The 15,550-nt window shown below is 42.9% G+C and carries 22 protein-coding genes and 1 rRNA gene; 21 read left to right on the top strand and 2 right to left on the bottom strand.

Annotated elements, in window-relative coordinates; genetic code table 11:
* Nucleotides 1-82 precede the first annotated feature (82 nt).
* From IEW05_RS24815 to salA, 17 genes are all read left to right on the top strand, one after another.
* Nucleotides 83-727 carry an adenylate kinase gene (locus IEW05_RS24815; RefSeq protein ID WP_188542558.1) on the top strand — a complete coding sequence of 215 codons (645 nt, stop codon included), beginning with the start codon at nt 83-85 and terminating at the stop codon, nt 725-727.
* Between the two features lie 5 nt (nt 728-732).
* Complete coding sequence (map, locus tag IEW05_RS24810; RefSeq protein WP_188542557.1) at nt 733-1,485, top strand: type I methionyl aminopeptidase; 753 nt, start codon at nt 733-735, stop codon at nt 1,483-1,485.
* A gap of 9 nt (nt 1,486-1,494) precedes the next feature.
* Nucleotides 1,495-1,803 carry a hypothetical protein gene (locus tag IEW05_RS24805; protein ID WP_373285863.1) on the top strand — a complete coding sequence of 103 codons (309 nt, stop codon included), beginning with the start codon at nt 1,495-1,497 and terminating at the stop codon, nt 1,801-1,803.
* Between the two features lie 2 nt (nt 1,804-1,805).
* Nucleotides 1,806-2,021, top strand: coding sequence for a translation initiation factor IF-1 (infA, locus tag IEW05_RS24800; RefSeq protein ID WP_028559500.1), 216 nt, complete (start codon nt 1,806-1,808; stop codon nt 2,019-2,021).
* 194 nt (nt 2,022-2,215) lie between these two features.
* A complete protein-coding gene (gene rpmJ, locus IEW05_RS24795; RefSeq protein WP_037291536.1) occupies nt 2,216-2,329 on the top strand; it encodes a 50S ribosomal protein L36 in 114 nt (37 codons plus the stop codon).
* A gap of 20 nt (nt 2,330-2,349) precedes the next feature.
* Nucleotides 2,350-2,718 (top strand): 30S ribosomal protein S13, encoded by a 369-nt coding sequence (gene rpsM / locus IEW05_RS24790; protein WP_127194428.1) that lies wholly within the window; start codon nt 2,350-2,352, stop codon nt 2,716-2,718.
* A gap of 19 nt (nt 2,719-2,737) precedes the next feature.
* On the top strand, nt 2,738-3,133 hold the full coding sequence (gene rpsK / locus IEW05_RS24785) for a 30S ribosomal protein S11 (RefSeq protein WP_188542555.1): 396 nt from the start codon (nt 2,738-2,740) through the stop codon (nt 3,131-3,133).
* Between the two features lie 129 nt (nt 3,134-3,262).
* A complete protein-coding gene (locus tag IEW05_RS24780) occupies nt 3,263-4,207 on the top strand; it encodes a DNA-directed RNA polymerase subunit alpha (protein ID WP_127194430.1) in 945 nt (314 codons plus the stop codon).
* A 36-nt stretch (nt 4,208-4,243) separates the two neighbouring features.
* A complete protein-coding gene (gene rplQ / locus IEW05_RS24775; RefSeq protein ID WP_188542554.1) occupies nt 4,244-4,609 on the top strand; it encodes a 50S ribosomal protein L17 in 366 nt (121 codons plus the stop codon).
* Between the two features lie 153 nt (nt 4,610-4,762).
* Complete coding sequence (truA, locus tag IEW05_RS24770) at nt 4,763-5,539, top strand: tRNA pseudouridine(38-40) synthase TruA (protein WP_188542553.1); 777 nt, start codon at nt 4,763-4,765, stop codon at nt 5,537-5,539.
* 108 nt (nt 5,540-5,647) lie between these two features.
* On the top strand, nt 5,648-6,010 hold the full coding sequence (locus IEW05_RS24765; RefSeq protein ID WP_188542552.1) for a TFIIB-type zinc ribbon-containing protein: 363 nt from the start codon (nt 5,648-5,650) through the stop codon (nt 6,008-6,010).
* Between the two features lie 258 nt (nt 6,011-6,268).
* On the top strand, nt 6,269-6,706 hold the full coding sequence (gene rplM, locus IEW05_RS24760; RefSeq protein WP_188542551.1) for a 50S ribosomal protein L13: 438 nt from the start codon (nt 6,269-6,271) through the stop codon (nt 6,704-6,706).
* A 19-nt stretch (nt 6,707-6,725) separates the two neighbouring features.
* On the top strand, nt 6,726-7,118 hold the full coding sequence (rpsI, locus tag IEW05_RS24755; RefSeq protein WP_188542550.1) for a 30S ribosomal protein S9: 393 nt from the start codon (nt 6,726-6,728) through the stop codon (nt 7,116-7,118).
* A gap of 339 nt (nt 7,119-7,457) precedes the next feature.
* Nucleotides 7,458-8,150 carry a phosphoadenylyl-sulfate reductase gene (locus IEW05_RS24750; RefSeq protein WP_188542549.1) on the top strand — a complete coding sequence of 231 codons (693 nt, stop codon included), beginning with the start codon at nt 7,458-7,460 and terminating at the stop codon, nt 8,148-8,150.
* A gap of 35 nt (nt 8,151-8,185) precedes the next feature.
* Nucleotides 8,186-9,355, top strand: coding sequence for a sulfate adenylyltransferase (sat, locus tag IEW05_RS24745; protein WP_188542548.1), 1,170 nt, complete (start codon nt 8,186-8,188; stop codon nt 9,353-9,355).
* A 75-nt stretch (nt 9,356-9,430) separates the two neighbouring features.
* The gene (cwlD, locus tag IEW05_RS24740; protein WP_188542547.1) at nt 9,431-10,201 is read left to right on the top strand and encodes an N-acetylmuramoyl-L-alanine amidase CwlD; all 771 of its coding nucleotides are present in this window, start codon (nt 9,431-9,433) and stop codon (nt 10,199-10,201) included.
* Nucleotides 10,202-10,259: 58 nt separating this feature from the next.
* Entirely contained in the window at nt 10,260-11,372 is a 1,113-nt protein-coding gene (gene salA / locus IEW05_RS24735; RefSeq protein WP_188542546.1) for an iron-sulfur carrier protein/transcriptional regulator SalA, read from the top strand.
* A 43-nt stretch (nt 11,373-11,415) separates the two neighbouring features.
* Here salA and gerD read toward each other — a convergent pair whose 3' ends face one another.
* Entirely contained in the window at nt 11,416-12,168 is a 753-nt protein-coding gene (gerD, locus tag IEW05_RS24730; RefSeq protein ID WP_188542545.1) for a spore germination lipoprotein GerD, read from the bottom strand.
* A gap of 121 nt (nt 12,169-12,289) precedes the next feature.
* On the opposite strand from gerD, the gene IEW05_RS24725 reads away from it, so the two are divergent.
* Complete coding sequence (locus tag IEW05_RS24725) at nt 12,290-12,877, top strand: KinB-signaling pathway activation protein (protein ID WP_188542544.1); 588 nt, start codon at nt 12,290-12,292, stop codon at nt 12,875-12,877.
* Between the two features lie 133 nt (nt 12,878-13,010).
* Here IEW05_RS24725 and pdaB read toward each other — a convergent pair whose 3' ends face one another.
* Nucleotides 13,011-13,820: a polysaccharide deacetylase family sporulation protein PdaB gene (pdaB, locus tag IEW05_RS24720; protein WP_188542543.1), complete on the bottom strand. Its 810-nt coding sequence runs from the start codon at nt 13,818-13,820 to the stop codon at nt 13,011-13,013.
* Nucleotides 13,821-13,946: 126 nt separating this feature from the next.
* Here pdaB and IEW05_RS24715 point away from each other — a divergent pair, with 126 nt between their 5' ends.
* From IEW05_RS24715 to IEW05_RS24705, 3 genes are all read left to right on the top strand, one after another.
* On the top strand, nt 13,947-14,564 hold the full coding sequence (locus tag IEW05_RS24715) for a stage II sporulation protein M (RefSeq protein ID WP_188542542.1): 618 nt from the start codon (nt 13,947-13,949) through the stop codon (nt 14,562-14,564).
* Nucleotides 14,565-14,761: 197 nt separating this feature from the next.
* Nucleotides 14,762-14,992 carry a hypothetical protein gene (locus tag IEW05_RS24710; protein WP_188542541.1) on the top strand — a complete coding sequence of 77 codons (231 nt, stop codon included), beginning with the start codon at nt 14,762-14,764 and terminating at the stop codon, nt 14,990-14,992.
* 316 nt (nt 14,993-15,308) lie between these two features.
* Nucleotides 15,309-15,550: ribosomal RNA gene (locus tag IEW05_RS24705) — 16S ribosomal RNA — on the top strand; the annotation flags it as partial.

Below are 15,550 nucleotides of genomic sequence, written 5' to 3'. Positions count from 1 at the left end.
GATAGGTTCCAGGTAGTTGAACTTGCCTGGTGCCTGTTGTTCTGTTTCTTGTAGTTGAGTTAGCTTGGAGGGAGTGATAGACATGAACATTTTATTCATGGGGCCTCCTGGAGCAGGAAAAGGAACACAAGCTGAGGTCATCGTTAACGAATTTGGCATTCCTCATATCTCCACTGGCGATGCATTTCGCATGGCGATCAAAGAGGGAACTCCCGTTGGGATAAAAGCTAAAGAGTATATCGATCAAGGCCTTCTGGTGCCTGATGATGTAACAGTTGGCATCGTTCGTGAGCGCCTGCAGCAGTCCGATTGCGAAAAAGGTTTCTTATTGGATGGTTTTCCAAGAACCCTTTCGCAAGCGGAATCGCTGGAGGAATTGCTTGGTGAATTGGATCGCAAACTGGAGCATGTCATTAACCTGAAAGTGGACCGGAACAAGCTACTCGCGCGTCTAACTGGACGCCGGATATGCAAGTCCTGCGGAGCCACGTATCATGTGATCTTTAATCCTCCGGGGCAAGAAGGTCTTTGTGATAAATGCGGTGGCGAGTTGTACCAACGCTCTGATGATAACGAAGAGAGCGTAGGCATTCGTTTGGATGAATACATCAACAAAACTGCACCTCTGCTCAAGTTTTACAATGAAAAGGGGCTGCTACGTGAAGTTGATGGAGAACAGGAAATCGGTACGGTATCGCAAGAAATCGTATCCTTACTGCGAGGTTAGGTGTAATGATCATTTGTAAATCCGAAACGGAACTAGGCTTTATGAGAGAAGCAGGGCGAATCGTGGCGGAAACGCACAGGCTCATGGCGCAATCGATTGAGCCAGGAATTACGACGGGGGAACTCGATCAAATCGCCGATAAGTACATTCGTAGTCAAGGCGCTGTGCCTTCTTTTAAAGATTACAACGGTTTCCCTTACAGCATTTGTGCTTCGGTCAACGAAGAGTTGGTACATGGATTTCCCGGCAAACGCAAATTGAATGAAGGCGACATTATCAGTATTGATATCGGCGCGGAGTATCGTGGATTTCACGGAGATTCGGCGTGGACGTATCCAGTCGGCAAGATTTCAGATGAGGCTAAACGGCTTCTAGAAGTCACTGAAGGATCACTATTTGCTGGTCTTGCGCTCGTCAAGCCTGATGTCCGTTTGTTCACTGTCTCGCATGCTATTCAGCAATACATCGAAAATGCGGGTTACTCCGTTGTTCGAGAATATGTCGGTCACGGCATTGGATCGAAACTTCACGAAGAACCGCAAATTCCGAACTACGGCACGCCGGATCGTGGACCACGCCTGAAACCAGGAATGGTACTTGCGATTGAACCGATGGTTAACGTCGGAAAACGGTATGTTAGAACGCTTGAAGATAATTGGACGGTCGTTACGGTTGATGGTTCACTCTGTGCTCACTTCGAGCATACAGTAGCAGTTACTCCAGACGGCATGGAAATTTTCACAAAGCTGGATCAATAGGTGATGGACATGAAACATTGTTCAGATGTACAGATTGGGCAGATTGTGAAAGTTCTGAAAGGAAAAGATGCCGGATCTTTTTACGTAATCATCGAAATTATTGACGACAAGTTCGTTATGATAGTAGATGGGGCCAAACGAAAGTTTGATCAGCCAAAACGTAAAAACATACAGCATTTAGAACTTCAGCCAATCATCAGCAGCGAGGTTGTTCATAGTTTGCAAGAAAGCGGGCGAGTAACAAATGCTAAGCTGCGTCATGCAGTGATTGCCTATGTGGAATCCGCCAATATAAATGCTGAAAAGAAAGGAGACTGACTGTGGCTAAGGAAGATGTCATTGAAGTCGAAGGTACGGTTATCGAACCGCTACCGAATGCTACATTTAAAGTTGAGTTAGAGAATGGTCATCAAATTCTCGCTCATGTTTCTGGTAAATTACGGATGCACTTTATTCGTATCCTGACTGGAGATAAGGTAGTCATTCAATTATCACCATATGATCTTACAAAAGGTCGTATCACTTACCGTAAATAGATTCTGTATTCGATTGCCATATCATTTACAGTAAATTTATGATATGATATTCGGGTTGAGTAATTGTTTGCAGGTAGACTTATGCTTCGCAAAGTGTAGAATTGACACTTATGAATTCAGTTTTACGATTGTAAAACTTAGTTTATCCTTACGAAGAGGGTTTTGCTTCGCAAAACTTTAAGGAGGTAATCAACATGAAGGTAAGACCTTCTGTGAAGCCTATGTGCGAAAAATGCAAAGTCATTCGTCGCAAAGGCAATGTTATGGTGATTTGTGAAAATCCAAAGCATAAACAAAAACAAGGTTAAAGAAGGGGGTGTAGCGTAAAATGGCACGTATAGCTGGTGTGGATTTGCCACGTGATAAACGCGTTGAGATCGCCTTAACTTACATTTTCGGAATCGGTAAAACGACTTCTCAGAAAATCCTGAAATTGACAGGCATCAATCATGACACTCGTGTTCGTGATTTGACGGAAGATGAGGTTAGCAAACTACGCGAAACGATCGACAAAGAAGTCAAAGTTGAAGGCGACCTTCGTCGTGAAATTTCCTTAAATATTAAACGTTTGATCGAAATTGGCTGCTACCGTGGAGTGCGTCATCGTCGCGGTCTGCCTGTTCGCGGACAACGTACGAAGACTAATGCCCGTACTCGTAAGGGTCCTCGTCGTACTGTAGCGAACAAGAAGAAATAAGAAGGGGGGATAACAGACAATGGCTAAACCGAAAAAAGTCGTACGTACTAAACGTCGCGACCGTAAAAATATTGAATCGGGTGTGGCACATATCCGCTCCACCTTCAACAATACAATCGTTACAATTACGGATCCGCATGGTAATGCAATTTCTTGGGCTAGCTCCGGCGGACAAGGATTTAAAGGTTCCCGTAAATCAACTCCATTTGCTGCTCAAATGGCTGCAGAAACTGCTGCTAAAGCTGCAATGGAACATGGCATGAAAACCGTTGAAGTTATGGTTAAAGGACCTGGAGCAGGCCGTGAAGCCGCTATCCGTTCCTTGCAAGCGGCTGGTCTGGAAGTTAACGTGATCAAAGACGTTACTCCAATTCCTCATAACGGTTGCCGTCCTCCGAAACGTCGCCGTGTTTAATGAAGCCGCCTTTAGTGTGGTATAACAACATCGCAACTTGGAAACAATGGTTGTTTAGACATACTACTTGATAGACTTCAGTAAGCATGCATTTTCTAGAGGAACGACGTTTTGAAGGAGGGGTACTTCGTGATAGAAATCGAAAAGCCGAAAATTGAGACCGTTGAAGTTAACGATGATGGCACCTATGGGAAATTTGTAGTAGAACCACTTGAGCGTGGGTATGGCACCACACTGGGCAACTCGCTTCGCCGGATTTTGCTCTCTTCTCTGCCGGGTGCGGCGGTAACCTCGGTCCAAATCGATGGTGTTCTGCATGAATTCGCAACCATCCCGGGCGTAATGGAAGACGTTACGGAGATCATTCTCAACCTGAAAGCTCTCTCGCTTAAAATCCACTCTGATGAAGAGAAAACTCTTGAAATCGATGCGGAAGGCGAAGGAATCATTACGGCTGGAGATATCCGTGCGGATAGTGATGTGGAAATTCTGAATCCGGATTTGCATATTGCAACGCTTGAGCCGGGTTCCAGACTCCACATGCGGATTTTTGCAGGGCGCGGTCGTGGTTACGTTCAGGCAGATCGGAACAAGAGAGATGATCAACCAATTGGTGTGATTCCTGTTGATTCGATCTATACCCCTATTACTCGTGTCAATTACGTTGTAGAAAATACACGTGTTGGCCAAGTGACTAACTACGACAAGCTCTCGCTTGAAGTATGGAGTGATGGCAGCATCAGACCAGAGGAAGCAGTTAGCCTCGGTGCTAAAATTTTGACCGAGCATCTTTTCTTGTTCGTGGGTCTCACGGATGAAGCGAAAGACGCTGAAATTATGGTTGAAAAAGAAGAAGACAAGAAAGAAAAAGTTCTTGAAATGACGATTGAGGAGCTTGATCTCTCTGTTCGTTCCTACAACTGCCTCAAACGTGCCGGTATTAATACGGTACAAGAGCTTACAACGAAAACCGAAGAAGATATGATGAAGGTTCGTAACCTTGGTCGTAAATCTTTAGAGGAAGTACAAGAGAAGCTCGAAGAGCTAGGATTAGGTCTTCGTACGGAAGAATAGACTGCTTGAATCGTTTTAGCGAAGGAGGGAAAACTCATGGCATACCAAAAGTTGGGCCGCGATTCCAGCGCACGTAAAGCTTTATTCCGTGACCTGGTAACTGACCTATTCTTATACGAACGTATCCAAACGACTGAGGCAAAAGCGAAAGAAGTTCGTTCTATCGCTGAGAAACTGATCACTAAAGCTAAGCGTGGAGATCTTCATGCTCGCCGTCAAGTGGCAGCTTATGTTCGTCGTGAATCGATTGATGGAGAGCAGGATGCTATCCAAAAATTGTTCTCAGATTTGGCAACTCGTTACTCCGAACGTCCAGGTGGATACACTCGTATCATGAAACTAGGACCTCGCCGTGGCGACGCAGCACCTATGGTTTATCTGGAACTGGTAGACCGTTCGTAATCACTAGGATCTTATATCCTAGTTTCCTCTTGGGGAATAGAAAACTCTCTGTCAGCGCGTCCATCAGGCCTCGCGATCGGAGAGTTTTTCCATGTAATCGGGACATGAAGTGATATTTCAGCAGCTTATGACAAAGCGGAAGGAGGGTGTCTATTGCGTAATGTACTTATGACTGTCAGCTATGATGGAACTAATTATTACGGTTTCCAAACGCAGCCTGGTGGGAATACCATACAGGATCATTTGGAAGCGGCCATTGCCCATTTGACTGGGGAAGAAGTGAAGATTCATGGATCTGGACGTACGGATGCTGGAGTGCATGCTCGAGAACAGCCATTCCATTTCATTACATCATCACATATCCCAATTGAACGATGGCGCATGGCACTCAATGGACGCCTTCCTTCCGATATTAGGGTTATAGGTGCAAAGGAAGTTCCACTTGATTTCCATTCAAGACGTTCAGCTAAACGGAAAACCTATCGATATTCGATAAATGGAAATCGAGTGCCGGATGTGTTTGGGCGTAATTATCAATATCATCATCCAGGCAAATTAGATGTATCCGCTATGCGTGAAAGTCTAGCATGTCTCATTGGTACTCATGATTATACTTCGTTCGCTTCTAGGCGATCGACCAAGGCAAGTCATGTACGTACGATTTTTTCAGCTCGCATCGACGTGGATACGTCTTTGGATATTTCGGGTTCACGCGAGCAAGGTATCATTCATTTTTATATTACTGGTAGTGGGTTTCTACAACATATGGTTCGAATTATTATGGGCACTTTGCTGGAGATTGGCGAAGGTAAGCGTCGACCAGAAGAAATGAAGGTTATTTTGGAGCAGAAGAATCGTACGGCTGCAGGACCAACTGCCGAGAGCAAAGGCTTAATGTTATGGAATGTAGAGTATAGTGAACATGTCTGAAGATTAGAGTGATTAGACTCAGAATGGGCTGAGTTGATGAACTGATGAAACCAAGGGATGTATCATCCGTAACACATACAAAACGATACCACAGGAGGTAGTAACCAAATGAAGTGTCCTGTTTGTAATGATGTTCGTATGAGAGAAGTAGAGAAGGATAATGTGCTGATTGATGTGTGTCCTGATTGTAAAGGAGTATGGCTCGATCGGGGAGAGCTTGAGAAGCTATTGAGCGAAATCCGTGATATTCGTCCAGCATTTAATGAATGGTATGATCATCGTTCTAGCGGATATGCGGAAGGACGTAGAGAAGCTGACTATAACTCTTCGTCGAATCATAATTCAAGAGCTGATTATCCAACTCAACCGAACTACGATCCTAGGTATCAGAAACAGGAGTATAACAAAGGAAGTCACAAGTATAAGAAGAAGAAATCTGTGCTGGATGTATTCGGTGATTTATTCGACTAAACTTGAAAAATGGATGAAAAAAGACTTGCTTAATGATTTTACATCCTGTAAAATAAAAGTTGTGTTTTCTTAATGGCTATCCCACAGCCCCCAATTAGGAAAACCAAAACATCAGTAATACCAACGATTGAATAGTAGTTTACAAGTAAAAATGACAACGATCGAAGATAAATGGGCTGAAATGGTCTGCATTCTGAATTGTTGATCATATTCAGCATTAATGGACTATTTCGGACGAGAATGAAGGAGGATCTTTACATGCGTACCACTTATATTGCTAAGCCAAGCGAAGTTGAGCGCAAATGGCACATTATTGATGCCACTGGCAAAACGTTAGGCCGTTTGGCTAGCGAAGCTGCAGCACTCATTCGCGGTAAACACAAACCCGAATTTACTCCACACGTTGACGGCGGTGACTTTGTTATCGTAATTAACGCGGAGAAAATCACACTGACTGGTAAGAAAATGGAGAACAAAAAGTACTATCGTCACTCCATGCATAATGGCGGTCTGAAAGTTACGGTTGCACAAGACATGCTCAGAACTAAACCTGAACGTATGATCGAATCTGCTGTTCACGGTATGTTGCCAAAAACTCGCCAAGGCGAAAAAATGAAGCTGAGATTGAAAGCTTATGCAGGCAATGAGCACCCACACGCAGCACAAAAACCTGAAGTTTACGAACTTCGTGGATAATTAAAAGGAGGACAGTTTCATGGCACAAGTACAATACTATGGGACAGGTCGTCGTAAACATTCGGTAGCTCGTGTTCGCCTAGTACCGGGTGAAGGACGCATTGTCATCAATAAACGCGACATCAATGAATATTTTGGTCTGGAAACTTTGAAGTTGATTGTAAAACAACCACTTAACCTAACAGAAACGATCGGCAACTATGACGTACTCGTTACTGCTCACGGCGGTGGTACTTCTGGTCAAGCAGGAGCAATCCGTCACGGTATCTCCCGTGCATTGCTTAAAGTAGATCCAGAACTTCGTCCAGCTCTTAAAAAAGCAGGATTCTTGACTCGTGACCCACGGATGAAAGAACGTAAAAAATACGGTCTTAAAGCCGCACGTCGCGCACCACAATTCTCGAAACGTTAATCCCTTGTTTTACAAGGAATTTCAGCCTCTGGCCTTTTGGTCAGAGGTTTTTATTTTGTTTTTCGAATCGATACGTCCTTATTTTCCCTATGTACGGTGTTTTTGTATTAAACCGATTCTATGTTAACTAAAGACCTTCAATTAGCAGATCCCCTGCTTATGAAGGTCTTTTTTTAGATCCTGGGGAGAAAGAAGAGTAAGGAATGGAGCCCTTTTGTAGAGGGTTCTTTATTTGGAAATATTGACTTATTACAGGAAAGTTTTATACTTAAATTTATAATTCAAATGTGTTTAGTGGGACTATTTCCTTTATTATGTATTGTACGAGGGGGAGAAGTAATGAACTTATTGGAGAAAGAGGAATTAATTAGGGTTAAGGCTGAGGAATTGGAATTAGCATCTGCCGAAGAAGTAGTGAAGTGGGCTGTTGAAGCATTTCCGAACATAACTTTTGCTTGCAGCTTTGGAGCTGAGGATGTCGTATTAGTAGATATACTGCAGAAAATCAGCCCATCCAGTGACATCTTTTATTTAGATACGGACTTTCATTTTAAAGAAACGTATGAGACTAGGGATGCAATGGCTGCTAAGTATGCTCTAGAGTTTGTAAAAGTGTCTCCAATAATCACTCCTGAAGAACAAGCACTGCAACATGGGGAGCAATTGTGGATAACGGATCCTAATGCTTGCTGTGGCATTCGCAAAGTAGAGCCTTTAACTCGGATTCTCTCGCAATATGAAGCTTGGATTACAGGTATTCGCCGCGATCAAGCCCCTACACGTGCCAATGCGAAGAAAGTTGAATATGATAGTAAATTCGGTCTAGTAAAGTTTAATCCGTTAGCCAGTTGGAGCTCAGAGGATGTTTGGGAATATATTCGTAAGAACGATCTGATCTATAATCCTCTTCATGATCAGAACTTCCCTAGTATTGGTTGCGAGCAATGTACTCGCCCGGTAATGCCAGGGGAAGATCCGCGTGCTGGACGTTGGGCAGGGTCAGAGAAGACTGAGTGTGGACTTCATAAATAAATGTACTCTATATGTATAACGAGGGAGAGAAGGATATGACTGCAATTGCACCGCATGGTGGAACTTTGGTAAATCAAGTTGTCACTGGCGATGAGCGTGAGAGATTATTGGCTACGGTAAAAGATTTAAAATCGATTCGAATAAATACTTGGACCATTTCGGATCTCGATTTGATCGGGGTAGGAGCATTTTCACCGTTGACGGGGTTCTTAAATGAAGCAGACTATCATTCCGTCGTCAAATCAATGAGACTAGTTGATGGAACAGTATGGAGTATACCTATTACACTTTCAGTTAGTGAAGAACAAGCACAGAACCTTTCGATTGACGAAGAGGTAGCTCTGATCGGTGAGAATGACGGAGTGGTATATGGCCTTTTGAATATTGAGAGTATTTATAAAGTTGATCAGTTGGAAGAAATCCGGAATGTATTTAAGACAGAGGATCCAGAACATCCTGGTGTTAAAAAATTGTTAGAGCGTTCACCGATCTATGTTGGTGGATCAATTAAGGTGCTTAATCGTCCACAGCCAGAACGATTCGGTGAATTTTATTATGATCCGGCTGTAACTCGTGCCATTTTTGCTGAAAAGGGCTGGAGAACCGTGGTTGGTTTTCAAACCAGAAACCCAGTTCATCGAGCTCATGAGTACATTCAGAAGAGTGCGATGGAGATTGTAGATGCACTGTTTCTGAATCCGTTAGTTGGTGAGACTAAGTCGGATGACGTAGCTGCTGATGTACGAATGAAAAGCTATGTGACTCTCCTGGAGAACTACTATCCGGCAAATCGAACTTTCCTAGGAGTGTTCCCTGCGGCTATGCGTTATGCGGGACCTCGTGAAGCGATCTTCCATGCCATGGTTCGGAAAAATTACGGCTGTACGCATTTTATCGTTGGTCGGGATCATGCTGGGGTAGGTGACTATTACGGTACCTATGAAGCTCAAGAAATCTTCTCTAACTTTAGCTCTGAAGAATTGGGGATTGCCCCGCTGTTCTTCGAACATAGTTTCTTCTGCACCAAATGTGGCAACATGGCGTCAAGTAAGACTTGTCCTCATTCGAATGAAGATCATTTAACCTTGTCCGGTACTAAGGTGAGAGCGTTGCTACGTGATGGCGTGTGCCCTCCTCCAGAGTTCACTCGGCCTGAAGTTGCTAAAGTATTGATCGAAGGTATGAGTCATCAAGTCGTGATTTAAGCTTTAGAGGTATATTTGTCCACCTTGTCCCATATAGATGAGTATTGTCAATATGGGGACGGAGGTGGCTTTTTTATGGGCTCAAGAGACAAGGTGTTTGTATCGATTTCCTTTAGCCATGTAAAAAAGGTGTTGATTGGCATAGGTTTGCTTGGCTTGATACTGGGGATAGCTGCTTATGAGATCCCAACGACAAAGGTATCAAAATACTGGAGTCTTCCTCTTGCGGGAGTAACCATAGCGCTTGATGCGGGTCATGGGGGTCCCGATGGAGGGGCTGTTAGTAAGCAGGGGATTATCGAGAAGGACATTAATTTAGCTGTAGCGTTATACTTAAGAGATTATTTGCAACAAGCGGGGGCTATCGTGGTTATGACACGTGAGGATGATCGAGACTTGGCGGATACAAATACGAAAGGGTATAAAAAACGTAAGTCAGAGGACCTTAAGCAGCGTGTACGGTTTATTGAAGAGAAGGAAGCGAAGCTCTTTCTTAGCATACATATGAATAGCGTGCCGTCATCGCGTTGGAGCGGAGCGCAGACATTTTATAATTACCAGAACAAGGATAGTGTAAATTTGGCTCAGCTAGTGCAACAAGAACTTAAATATAACTTAGAAAATACCGACCGGGTTGCCAAACAATCCGATAAAACCGTTTATTTGTTAGATGCTCTGAAAATACCTGCTGTTCTAGTAGAGGTTGGATTTCTATCAAATCCCGAGGAGGCTAAGTGGCTTAAGGATGATGCCTACCAACGTAAAGTAGCTGGTGCAATTTATAAGGGGATTCTACGGTACAGTGCAGGAGAAAAGAGCGAGGGTGGAGCAGATGATGACAGATAATGCTATAATGATTATCATAGTGATGAATACGATATGATAAGAATTCGAGGTGCTGTCATTGTTATCGAAGGAAGAGCTACTTGCTGCTCTACGCCCAATTGCTGAACCTACGTTGAAGCAAAGCTTGGTAGAAATGCAGTGGATTCGCGACATTATGGTCAAAGAAGATCGCGTTTCACTTACGATTGTATGTTTAGAGATGGATCAACAAGAGGAACTAGAGCGCGAAATCCGCTTCCGTCTTTCGGAAGTAGGGGTTAAAGACGTGCATTGTCGTTTTAGAGTAGCTTCTGAACAAGAGCGAGAGGGAGTTCTGGGTCCAGATCATACCGCTTCGGCAGACCAAGAATCTACATCAGCAGATAATCTCAAAGGTCATGGAGCGGGTCTAGAGCATTTACCGATATTGGATCCTGATGCGGGTGTGAAATTTGTTGCAATAGCTAGTGGAAAAGGTGGGGTAGGTAAATCTACCGTAACTGTTAATCTGGCAGTGGCACTCGCTCGTAGTGGGCAACGAGTAGGAATAATCGATGCAGATATTTATGGCTTCAGCGTTCCGGATATGATGGGAATTGAGGAATCTCCTATTGTAGAGGAAGGGGCGATTATTCCAGTTGAACGTTTTGGCGTCAAGGTGATGTCCATGGGATTCTTCATTCGTGAGAATAATCCTGTCATTTGGCGGGGCCCGATGTTGGGGAAGATGCTAAGGCAATTTCTCAGTGATGTAAATTGGGGCGAATTGGATTACCTACTGCTGGATCTACCTCCTGGAACAGGTGATGTTGCGCTTGATGTACATCAAATGCTTCCACAAAGCAGGGAGATTATCGTAACGACTCCGCATGCAACCGCGGCATTTGTGGCGGCACGTGCGGGAGCAATGGCGCTTCAGACAGATCATGAAGTGCTGGGCGTGGTAGAAAATATGGCCTATTACCAATGTTCAGCATGCGGTAACAAGGATTACATATTTGGTAGAGGTGGCGGGGCAAGGTTAGCAGAGACGCTTCATACTGAATTGCTTGCTCAGATTCCTTTAGGAGCACCTGATAACCATCCTTCAGAACCGGATTATTCACCTTCAATCTATAAAGAAGACAGTGAAACGGGGAAATTATATGATGATTTGGCTAGACAAGTTCTAGCTAAATACGCAAAAGACTGACCACAAGGTCAGTCTTTATTTATGTGAGTATTATGATGGTACTTTAAGAAGATCCAGATTCGCCACCACTGCCACTACTACTATCGCCTCCACCTGATTCTTTGCCCCCGGAGTCGCCGCTTTCACCACTGCTTTTGGATTGTGAGCCTTTGGGTTCGAGTTGTTCTTTAACAACGGACTTTAGAATTTCCATAACTTCCATTTTGAATAATGGACTTTGCATTGCTTCTTGCATGACATTCATCGATTGTTTACGATAATCCGACGTCTTCGTGAGGTCGAGAAACATTTTCATCATTTCCGGTGATTTCATGATCTCGCCTACCGACTTTTGGTAAGAAGGATCTTTAATTAATTGTAAATGGAGTTGTTTGCTCTCGGAATTAATGGCTTTAGCAAAGTCTCCAGCAAACTTTGGATCTTTCATAATTTTTTCGATTTCCTTCTTATAATCGGGTGAGGTAATTGTATCCTTAACAGCGAGTCGTATTTCCTCATTGCTTTGCGATGGGAGAATCATTTTGATACCAACCGAACCACCACCACTTCCACTACTACCACTTGAATCGCCTGACTCCGAACTGGAGCTTGAACTAGAGCTACCGCCTCCGCTGCTTAATGCTTCATATATAGCTTTCTTACCTTCATCTGTTTTAAGAATGTCAATAAGCATGGTTTTGGTTTCTTTATATCCTCCTCCTTGAGACGAAGAGCTTTGTTCAGAACCGCAGGCCGTTAGCGGAAGAGCAATTGTACATAAGATGCATAAATACCATCGGTAACCCAGCCATTTCATGTTCCCTTCCTCCTTGTTAGCGTCACTGCCCTTATTATGTGGATGTAAAAAAGAATTATCCTATTGAAAAGAATGGTTTTTTACTGGGAACGTTGGTAAAATAATTTCGGAGGTGTGACATTTGAACTTGAAAAAATGGCTGTATTTGCTTTGGACTAGTTTGGTAGTTGGTGCCGTTGGATCATTGCTTGCCGGTTTGTTATTGCAATGGACTCATACTATTCAATTGAATGGAACTGCTGATTTCCTAATGAATATCCTCATATTACTTGGAGTTGGGATTATGGTTAGTATCTATTCCCAAATGGGCTTTTTTGCATATCTAATGATGAATTACATGGGATCAGGTGTCTTTTCTAGAATGACCTGGCGTTATGTGCAGATTGCACTCACTGTATTAGCACTTATGGAGCTCATGTTTCTTCGGGTCTTTGTAGGCGAAGGGAAAAGTGGGATTTCAGATGTGATGCTAGGCATCATCGTACTAATCATTGCTCTCGTGACAGCTTATTTCAAAGCGAAATGGACGAATGCTTCAGCTTGGATTCCAACATTATTTTTCATGATCGCAGTGACGATTGTAGAGATGATTGGCGTGCTAAATATCGGAGTTAACCAAGCCACGATATGGATCGGAGCGCCACTTCTTGCTTGTAATGCTTACCAAATTTTGATTTTACATCGGGTATTGAAACCATCAAGTCGATAATCATACATAACGCAAATATTAAGGGCTCGGGGCATAATCCCTGAGCTCTTTTTATTATAAAACTACTTTAATAACACCAAAAAGACCCCCAAATCATGGAAGTCTCAAGGGTTGATTATATAAAAGAATTGATCTACATCCCGGCAGCATTATCGATTTGTTCGTTGACCCAAGTTTGATCACGAACCTCCGTACCTTTAACGCTAGCCTCCTGAAGTAAGTCGGAAACGGAGACGAAGTCATAGCCCTTCTTACGGAGCTCGTCGATAATGATCGGTAGTGCTTCATGAGTTTGTTTGACAGAGTCACTGGCATGGAGCAATACGATATCACCAGGGTGGGCTTTATTCACTACACGATCTACGATAGTCTGCACACCTTTATTCATCCAATCCTGTGAGTCAGTATCCCATTGAATGACTGTATATCCTTTGTTCTGGGCAATTTTTAGTACTCGCTTGTCAAAATCTCCATTAGGGAGACGGAGGAGTTTTGGCTCTTTTCCAGTTAAATCGGTTAATATAGAATGTGCAGAGTTGATCTGGCGGGAAATTTCTTCTTCACTAAGCCCACTGTAATTGACGTGCTTATGTCCATGGCTTCCGATTTCGTATCCTTGCTGTTGTATCGCTTTTACAATTTCCGGATGAGTTTTGCTCCAAGGAGAAGAGAGGAAGAAGGTTGCTTTCTGTACGTTTTTATCCTTGAGTATCTTTAGGATTGGCTCCGTACGTTTATCTCCCCAACTTATATCGAAAGTCAGGGCGATCACTTTCTTGTCCGTTGATACGCTGTAAACGGCGGAAGGACTGCTTTCTTCGGAGAACACGGTGACGTGACCCTTCTCTACATAGATAATACCTACTGCAAACAGGGCCGCAGTAAAAACAAAGAAAAACCTTTTGATTTTCTTCCCGTTCAGGACATAGAAGAAGTTGTTCATGAGCTTTAAGCCCCTCTCGTCATCAGAATGAATTTGTCCACTTTTACAATGTATGCTCGTACCAGTAACTTTTATTACCGTTTTGTCTCATGAATTACAACAAATACAACAGGGAGGTTTTACTTTATGCTTTCATGGCGTCGATTTGTAGAGGATATATTGAAATATAAGAAGATGATGCTGTTATCGTTGGTTCTATTCGTGGCGGGGATGGTCATCGGAACAGTAAATGCAGATTTTATTACAACGTTGATTGCTCCTCAATTGGAAAGTTTGCGTGAATATAGCCAGGAGTTATCACAGTCTGCTCATCCGGAATGGAATTTCTTTGTGTTTATTTTTCTAAATAATGCGGTGAAGAGTATCGTAATTATTTTTGCTGGTGCTTTATTTGGCTTATTACCTATCTTCTTCTTGATCATGAACGGGATGGTCATTGGTTATTTGTTAAGTGCAGCGGCTACGCAAGGGGAGAATTTGTTTGATCTGATTGTTAAAGGCTTATTACCGCATGGCATTATTGAAATTCCAGCGATTTTAATCGCAGCCGCATTTGGATTACAATTTGGATACTTGGTGATGAAAGGTCTGGGTGAGTGGGGCGCTAGGGATTTATCGGAGCGGACAGTAAACTGGGGTGCTTTTCTTAAAACAATTGTAAGGGCATCGATATGGATTACTATATCATTGCTGATCGCTGCAATTATTGAGAGTACACTTACACTATATTTAGTTAGCTTATAAAATATCAGAATTGATCATAATTTTCCAAAAAAATGTGAATACCATTAAAACGGTTCTTATAGCCGAGTTTATTCAGCAGGGGACAAGGTTAATTTTATTTAACAAAAGAATTGTGAACGTGGGTCCAATAGAACATCATAGGACAAACCCAATACCTTCAAAATTCGAAACCTGAACGATTAAGGAGATGTGACACAATGTTGGGAATGTTGTTCAATGAGAAAGAATGTAAGGAGCTAGATTATGTCCTCCGAAAAGAATTAGATGAAATGCTCTTGGATATGAGTGATCATCGTTTGGACCAAGAAATCCGTCAGGCTATTTCAAAAAGATACAAAACGGTGTTTCGTATGTACGCACGTTTTGCTCCTGCTAAAGAGCTATCTAAATATGTTCGTAGAGGCTGGTTTCCTCAAGCAAAACAATAAAGAAAAATAAATTTCAATTTAGGGTTGACTATGGGGCGGGGGATATGATAAATTATATCTCGCCCCTAAAAAAGAAAAACTTGTTGAATCGTGGTTGTCGGTTTAACGGCTGAAAAAAAACGAAAAAAACTTGTTGACTTAAACCGGGTGAATGTGGTAGATTATAAAAGTCGCCGCTGAAAAACAGCGAAGACGAAAAAACGAAGTTGATCTTTGAAAACTGAACAACGAGTGAGTGAAATTCACGCAAGTGAAATTCAAAAAAAAGAGAATTAATATTCTCGTCAGTTTCAAAATGAGCACAATCATCTTTTCTTTTATGGAGAGTTTGATCCTGGCTCAGGACGAACGCTGGCGGCGTGCCTAATACATGCAAGTCGAGCGGAGTTGATGAGGTGCTTGCACCTCTGATACTTAGCGGCGGACGGGTGAGTAACACGTAGGCAACCTGCCCGTAAGACTGGGATAACTACCGGAAACGGTAGCTAATACCGGATAATTTATTTCACCGCATGGTGGAATAATGAAAGGTGGAGCAATCTACCACTTACGGATGGG

This window comes from Paenibacillus segetis, assembly GCF_014639155.1.
Taxonomy (GTDB): Bacteria; Bacillota; Bacilli; order Paenibacillales; family Paenibacillaceae; genus Fontibacillus; species Fontibacillus segetis.
The sequence above is the reverse complement of the archived record's forward strand: the minus strand, read 5'-3'. Positions and strand labels throughout refer to the sequence as shown.